This is a genomic window from Anoxybacillus sp. EFIL (genome assembly GCF_013096955.1).
Taxonomy (GTDB): Bacteria; Bacillota; Bacilli; order Bacillales; family Anoxybacillaceae; genus Anoxybacillus; species Anoxybacillus ayderensis.
In genome coordinates, this window is record NZ_SDLH01000121.1 from 1 (window position 1) to 397 (window position 397).

The 397-nt window shown below is 38.3% G+C and carries 1 protein-coding gene; it reads left to right on the plus strand.

The genetic code is table 11. The annotated features are described in order from the left end of the window. On the plus strand, positions 1 to 397 hold a 397-nt coding region (locus tag ES017_RS15630; protein ID WP_171335314.1), incomplete at both ends, for an NCS2 family permease.

A 397-nucleotide genomic window follows, 5' to 3' on the forward strand; every position in this document is an offset into this window, starting at 1 on the left:
ACAACTTTCTTATCGATGGCTTATATTTTATTTGTTAATCCAGCTGTTTTATCATTAAGTGCTGTACCAGATTTACCGAATGAAATGAGAATGGATCAAGGTGCAGTATTTACGGCGACGGCTATTGCGGCAGCTGTTGGATCCTTATTAATGGGATTAATTGCGCGCTATCCTATTGCGCTTGCACCGGGGATGGGGTTGAATGCTTTCTTTGCTTTTACTGTTGTATTAACGATGGGTATTCCTTGGCAAACAGCGTTATCTGGCGTTCTTATGTCTGGAATGATTTTTATCTTACTTACGCTAAGTGGTATTCGTGAAAAAATCATTAACTCAATTCCAGAAGATTTAAAATATGCAGTTGGTGCAGGAATCGGGTTATTTATTACGTTTATTG